Raw genomic sequence first — 6,437 nt, forward strand, 5'->3', positions numbered from 1 at the left:
GCCGGTTGGCGTCGTTGCCATCCTCGTAGCCGGCGGCAATCATCTTCATGCGAAAGCCGATCATGTCCGCCAGGCTGTGGATGATCTGGTCCGGGCGGCGCGGATCGTCGATGCAACGCGCCACACGGTCCACCTCGGCCAGAGCCAGAACACCACTGTTCGAGGACAACATGCCGCCGTCAAAACGGGCGACGACGGACTTGCCGCCGACTGATGACAAACCGCTCAACGGCAGCATAAGATCATTCATCGCGGGTGTGGTCTCCGGGAAATGGTTCGGATCGGCTTAAGCAACCAAATCCTACGTCATTTCAACGGCTTGCACCACATCCGCCAACCCCCCAGTAGAGTCGAGGAGGGGCGCGGTGGCTTGGGCCGTGTTGGCCTCGCTCCGTCTCCCTTCCCCGCTCATCAAACCGGACGTGCGGATTTCCCGCATCCGGCTTTCCGACTGGTTTCATCGTGAGGCACGCGGCGGCGGTCCAATGTGCACGCGTCGAAGACGCAGGACACCAAGTTTTCCGAAGACAATGTCGTCGGAGAAACGCTGTGTGCCGCGTCCTTGCACCTTGTGCCGTTTGCGCAGGAAGGCGCGAACACGGTCATAGACGTGGTTGTCGACCGCTCGATAGGCCGGCAAGCGTGTTCCATAGCCAAAGTAGCCTGACCAGCCGCGCAGAAGCCTGTTCAGCTGGGTGCAGACCACGGGCCACGGCTCTTTGTTGCCGTTTACCAAGTGATCGCCAATCTTCGTTTTGATCCGTTGCACGCTCTTCTTGGATGGGCTCGCACCCAGGTACCAATGGCCGTCTTTCCGGTAGCGGTGAGGTCCGAACGTATAGCCAAGGAAGTCGAAAGGCTCCGTGCGGGCATCCTTCAGCGAGGTCTTCGCCTCGTTCAGCGTCAGCCCGAGTTTTGTCATCACCGAACGTGTCCACGCCAGCGCCTCGTCCGCGTGCCCGCGGCTGAGGATGACGAAGTCATCGGCATAGGAGATGACATGCGCACGGAACGCCTCGCCGCGTCCGGTGAGCCGCCAATGTTTCAGGAACCGGTTCATGTAGATGACCGAGAGCAGCGGACTTGCGACCCCACCTTGCGGCGTGCCGCGCGTGCTGCTCTTACCACCGCTCACGTGCCGTTTCCCGTCACCGTCCCGCTCTTCGATCGGCGCTTTCAGCCACAGCTTGATCAGCCGCAGCACGTGCCGGTCGACAATGCGCCGGGCCACCGATGTGAGGAGGTCCGAATGCGGAATCGTGTCGAAGTATTTCGACAAATCGGCGTCTACCACGTCCGTGTAGCCCCGGCAGACAAGCCGGTGCACTTCCTTGATTGCGTCGGTCCCACTGCGTCTGGGCCGATAGCCATAGGCACCATCCTCGAAGTCCGCCTCGAATATCGGTTCCAGCACCAGCTTGGCGGCGGTCTGAACCACCCGGTCCCGAATGGTCGGGATGCCGAGCGGACGTTCGCCGCCCCCCGGCTTCGGGATCATCACCCGTCGCACCGGCTGCGGCCGGTAGGTCTTCGAGACAAGTTCCTCGCGCAGGCCCGCCAGCCACCTCTCCGCGCCTTCCGCCTCGATCTTCGCGAATGTCACGCCGTCCACGCCCGGCGAACCCGCATTGGCGCGGGCCAGCGCATAGGCATGGCGCAACATGTCCTCACGGCAGATCTTGTCGTAAAGCACGTAGAAGCGGAAAGCGGGCTCCGCCTTCGCCTTACGATACAGCTTCCTCTGCAGGTGCCTGATCTTTTCGGGTGTTTCGAGGCTCATCGCCAATCACCCCCTCCTAACCAACTTCGAAAGCACACCAGAAGTCAGGGCCCTTCCCTCCACCGGCATTACCCGGCTTCAGCGGTATTATGACCCTGTCCGACTCCCACCGGCACCGCCGCCCTGACGGCTGCGTTGAGGCCGCTACCCTCATGCCGAGCGGGTCTCCCCCGTTACCCGCATCACCCTTCCGACGTGCCGTGCCCATTACCCCGGCGGATCGAACGGGTGCACATGTCGATTGCTTCCCCGTTCGCGCGGCCTTCCCCGAAATTCAGGCGGGTCGGCATCCACATCATCACTTTCGAGGCCTGCTCAGGCTTCACTCACGTTACGGCCCATCGGATTGCTCAACCGCCCAAGGCGGCCTTTGTCACGAGGCTTCGACCCGGCCAGTTACCCGACCGAGCCGCTCGTCAGCTACCAGACCAATCGACTACTATCTGGGTGGAACCTTCCTCCACTGGTGATACGCGCCATCGGGGCGCACTGAATTTTCCGGGCTAGCAGGGTTCTGGACCGGCACCTGGCCACGAGAGATCACGCGGCAAGTCCGGATTTCGTTTCGGGTCGCGTCCGCGTTGCGACGTCCGCCAGAGGTGACAGGCCCGGGAGATACTGAGCAAGGCGCTTCGTGCGACCAAGTTGGGGGCGTTTGGCAACCCTAAAAGGTCCGCTATCGCTTGAGTGATCCGGAAGGCGGAAGGGAAGCGGCATGGCCCTTCCTTTTCTGATCGGCAACGTTTGTCCCGGCCGACCTTGCGGGGTGGCGAGCGCCGCGGTTGGCTCGTCTATTCCATCAGCGTGAGACAAAAAATCCGGGGGCAGGCCGATCATTTGGAAAACTAATTCTACGGAATTGGTATACTAAGCAATCTGATTGGCGATTTTGTTTCGCGGAATAGCCAGGATGGGCATCCTCGCCACCGCTGCCCGCAGCCGCGGCGGGTCTCGCCGACGATTGTCATCAACAGCACGGACGACACATGACCCGCGAAGTCCCAGACCGCATCAAGGTGCTTTGGTTTCTGCCGACGCATGGCGATAGCCGCTATCTCGGCACTGCCGAAGGGGGGAGGGCGGTGGACTTGCCCTATCTGACGCAAGTGGCAAAGGCGGCCGACACGCTGGGCTATTACGGCGTCCTCTTGCCGACCGGCCGGTCCTGCGAGGATTCCTGGGTCATCGCATCGGCGTTGGCGCCACAGACCGAAAGGCTGCGGTTTCTCGTGGCAGTCAGGCCGGGCCTGCAGTCGCCTATGCTTGCGGCGCGCATGACGGCGACGCTCGACCGCATCTCGAACGGGCGCCTGCTGATCAATGTTGTCACCGGCGGCGATCCTCTGGAAAACAAGGGCGACGGCATTTTTCTCTCGCATGCCGAGCGCTACGAGGTGACGCAGGAGTTTCTGCAGATCTACAAGCGGGTGCTGAGTGGCGAGACCGTCGAGCATCAAGGCAAGCACTTCCGCATCGAGGATGGCCGGCTGCTGTTCCCACCAGTGCAGGCGCCATACCCGCCGCTCTATTTCGGCGGGTCGTCCGATGCCGGATCGCAGGTCGCGGCGCAGGAGATCGACAAATACCTGACCTGGGGCGAGCCGCCCGCCGATGTCGAGCGCAAGCTGGACGGCGTGCGTGAACTGGCCGAAAAGGCAGGCCGCAAGCTTTCCTTCGGTATCCGCCTGCATGTCATTGCACGCGAAACGACGGAAGAAGCCTGGGCAGCCGCCGACCGGCTGATCAGCCGGCTCGACGACGCGACGATCGCCTCGGCGCAAAAGGTGTTTGCCCGCATGGACTCGGTCGGCCAGGCGCGGATGAGCGCGCTGCATGGCGGAAACCGCGCCAAGCTGGAGATCGCGCCGAACCTCTGGGCCGGTGTCGGCCTGGTGCGCGGCGGCGCCGGAACGGCGCTTGTCGGCGACCCTGACACCATCGCCGAGCGCATCGACGAATATCGACGCCTCGGCATTGATACCTTCATCCTTTCGGGCTATCCGCATCTGGAAGAAGCCTATCGTTTCGGCGAACTGGTGCTGCCAAAGCTGCCGACCGATCACCCGGTGAAAGTCGCCGGCTCGTCGGTCAATACCGGCCCGTTCGGCGAGACCATCGCCGGTGACCATCGGCCGAAGTCGCTCGCCAGCGCCTCGTGAACGCGCTTCCTCCGACCCGGCGGTTGTGTGTCGCCATCGTTGGCGGCGGCTTTTCCGGCGCGGCGGTTGCCTGGCATCTGGCGCAGGCGCATCGCCCGGAGCACGTCTCGATTTCCGTGGTCGAGCCGCGCCCGTTCCTCGGCGGCGGCCTGGCCTATTCCAGCGAGGAGCCGGCGCATCGCATCAACGTCGCGGCCGTCCGCATGAGCCTGTCGCCCGATGATCCCGAACATTTCCTGCGATGGCTGGCACGCGACGGCGAACTGCAACGCGACACCGATGCGGTGTGGAGGGACGGCAATGCCTTCCCGCGCCGGCGCGTTTTTGGCCGCTATGTCTGCGAGCATCTGGCGCCGCATCTTGCGTCGGGCGCCATCCGCCATGTCAAAGGCCTCGCCACAGGCGTCGCACGCGATGGCGCGGCCTGGACAGTCCACACCTCCGATGGACCCGTCGCCGCGGACATTGTCGTCCTTGCGATGACGCATCTGCCGCCTGGCATTCCCGCCGCGCTGCTGCCGATTGAGCAGGCACGGGGCTTCGTGGCAGATCCATATGCACCCATTGCTCTTTCGACGATCGCGCCCGAAGCGTCGGTGCTGATCGTCGGCTCTGGGCTGACGTCGGCTGACATGGTCGCCGAGCTCGACCGCCGTGGCCATCGCGGCCGCATCCTTGCGCTGTCGCGCCACGGGCTGCGCTCGCGCGGCCATCCAGACGTGCGGGGCACACCCTTTGGCGACTTCGCCTCAGTGCCGGCTGCCACGGCGCTTGGTCTGCTTGAGAACATTCGCGCGACGCTGGTGGCCGCGCGTGCGGCTGAGGTGCCCTGGCATTCCGTCTTCGACCAGCTGCGTCTGCAGGGACCGTCGGTCTGGTTGGCACTCGGTCCGGCCGAGCGGGCGCAACTGGTCCGCCGGCTGCGCGTGTTCTGGGACGTGCATCGCTTCAGGATCGCGCCCCAGGTTGAGGCCGTGCTCGACCGCCGTGCCATTTCAGGCACATTCGACAATATCGCCGCGAAGCTGGTTGCGTCGAACGATGAGGATGACAACCTTGCCGTCAGCTATCAGCGGCGAGGGCGAACGCAGATCGAGACCGCGCGCTTCGCAGTCGTGATCAACACCACGGGTCCGGCGCATGGGCAAGCCCTCCAACTCAATCCGGCGCTGCGCTCGCTGGCCGATACCGGACTGATCCGAGCTGACCGCTACGGGCTGGGTATTGAAACCAGCTCCGACAGCCGCGCCGTCGGTCAGGATGGCAGCGCCATCGCCACGCTCTTCGTGGCGGGACCGCTGGCGCGGGGCACTTTTGGCGAACTCATGGGGCTGCCCGAGGTGGCGCGCCATGCGCGAACGGTTGCTACCGAGGTCGCGGGTCTGCTCGACGCTCCGCCTTTGGCCGGGGTCGACCACCCCGATGCCGCGCAGGCGGCGGTGGCGCGCTGACAAGCGCAGGCCGGAACATCGACCAAATTGGTATTTCCGTCTCCAGAGGGTCGCAAAAACCGAAAAATCTGTCTTTGTATATATATTCTATAAACATAATAAATATTGGTGGAACCCGGCTGCGGTCGGATCGATCAACGACACGGCCTGAAGGGGAGACAGTTCATGGCACACGCAGAGACCGACGCGATCAAGTTCGCCTATTGGGTGCCCAATGTTTCGGGCGGCCTGGTGATCTCCAACATCGAGCAGCGCACCAACCATTCGGCTGAATACAATCGCAAGCTGGCGCAGATCGCCGAGAAGGCCGGCTTCGACTATGCGCTCAGCCAGATCCGTTTCACCGCCGGCTACGGCGCGGACGAGCAGCATGAATCGGTGGCGTTCAACGTCGGCGTCTCGGCCTCGTCTTCACCGACATGGCAGCGTTGCATCACACCAAGCCGCACACCTAGAGCAGGCTTCGCGATACTAATCCCATAGCGCGTGGCCGCGTCAGCGGGTTCGCTCAATCCGGCTTCAATGAGGTCGCGCACCGCGCCAAGCCAGACCATCACCGCCGCGCGACCTCACAGAACCCTTGTATGGGGATTTGTTTGTCAAGCCATCGCGACTGCCCATTTCGTTATTTCTTCCGTTTCAACCCGTTGATTGAGGCGGCCTGTTGTAGGGCCGCATAGTTGAGATGATCCGAGGGGAACCCGCCTCGCGCGCAACACATGCGCCGCGACCTTGTATTCGGTTGGATCCATACTGGATCCGGACCATGAAGCAGTCATTCGCTTCGGCGGCAAGGCTCCGAGGCGGCGGGCCCATTCTCCAGACGGCCATCGGAGCCAGGTTTCTGTTCGGGTCACCACCACCTCGGATCATCGACGGCCTGTCAGCAAAATCCGACCGGACGCCGAGTTGCTTGTTCGGTTTTCTCGCAGTCCTGTTCACGCTGGCTGCCGAAGCATGACCCCATCCGGTATCTCACCCACCGTGCTCAGACGCCACAAGGCTATGAGCAACTTGCGGGCGAGCGCTACGATCATCTTCGTTTTG

Annotated in this window: 4 protein-coding genes and 1 pseudogene; 3 read left to right on the top strand and 2 right to left on the bottom strand. The window is 63.2% G+C overall.

What is annotated here, in order from left to right:
- Both AC07FD_RS37900 and ltrA read right to left on the bottom strand, forming a co-directional pair.
- A partial coding sequence (locus AC07FD_RS37900) for a transposase (protein WP_478353981.1) occupies positions 1-250 on the bottom strand: 250 nt, incomplete at its 3' end.
- Between the two features lie 207 nt (positions 251-457).
- The gene (ltrA, locus tag AC07FD_RS37905) at positions 458-1,780 is read right to left on the bottom strand and encodes a group II intron reverse transcriptase/maturase (protein ID WP_206073813.1); all 1,323 of its coding nucleotides are present in this window, start codon (positions 1,778-1,780) and stop codon (positions 458-460) included.
- A gap of 986 nt (positions 1,781-2,766) precedes the next feature.
- Here ltrA and ssuD point away from each other — a divergent pair.
- The 3 genes and pseudogenes from ssuD to AC07FD_RS37920 all read left to right on the top strand — a co-directional run.
- Positions 2,767-3,939, top strand: coding sequence for an FMNH2-dependent alkanesulfonate monooxygenase (ssuD, locus tag AC07FD_RS37910; protein ID WP_478353982.1), 1,173 nt, complete (start codon positions 2,767-2,769; stop codon positions 3,937-3,939).
- On the top strand, positions 3,936-5,390 hold the full coding sequence (locus AC07FD_RS37915; protein WP_478353983.1) for an FAD/NAD(P)-binding protein: 1,455 nt from the start codon (positions 3,936-3,938) through the stop codon (positions 5,388-5,390). The genes ssuD and AC07FD_RS37915 overlap by 4 nt, the downstream gene beginning before the upstream one ends.
- Positions 5,391-5,555: 165 nt before the next feature.
- Positions 5,556-5,804, top strand: a pseudogene (locus AC07FD_RS37920) (dimethylsulfone monooxygenase SfnG); the annotation flags it as partial.
- Positions 5,805-6,437: the final 633 nt, after the last annotated feature.

Source organism: Mesorhizobium waitakense (assembly GCF_056431085.1).